Here is a 519-nt window from a genome sequence, read left to right as displayed (position 1 = left end):
GATGTCTAACCTGGGTCCGTGATCCGGATCAGGGACAGTGTCTGATGGGTAGTTTAACTGGGGCGGTTGCCTCCTAAAGGGTAACGGAGGCGCCCAAAGGTTCCCTCAGCCTGGTTGGCAATCAGGTGTTGAGTGTAAGTGCACAAGGGAGCTTGACTGTGAGACCGACGGGTCGAGCAGGGACGAAAGTCGGGACTAGTGATCCGGCGGTGGCTTGTGGAAGCGCCGTCGCTCAACGGATAAAAGGTACCCCGGGGATAACAGGCTGATCTTCCCCAAGAGTCCATATCGACGGGATGGTTTGGCACCTCGATGTCGGCTCGTCGCATCCTGGGGCTGGAGTCGGTCCCAAGGGTTGGGCTGTTCGCCCATTAAAGCGGTACGCGAGCTGGGTTTAGAACGTCGTGAGACAGTTCGGTCCCTATCCGCTGTGCGCGTAGGAGTCTTGAGAAGGGCTGTCCCTAGTACGAGAGGACCGGGACGGACGAACCTCTGGTGTGCCAGTTGTTCTGCCAAGGG

General features: G+C 58.6%; 1 rRNA gene. It reads left to right on the top strand.

From position 1 onward, the window contains the following. Positions 1-519 (top strand): 23S ribosomal RNA (locus IE263_RS48105); the annotation flags it as partial.

Origin of the sequence: Streptomyces aurantiogriseus (genome assembly GCF_014649375.1) — a bacterium.
Taxonomy (GTDB): Bacteria; Actinomycetota; Actinomycetes; order Streptomycetales; family Streptomycetaceae; genus Streptomyces; species Streptomyces aurantiogriseus.
The sequence above is the reverse complement of the archived record's forward strand: the minus strand, read 5'-3'. Positions and strand labels throughout refer to the sequence as shown.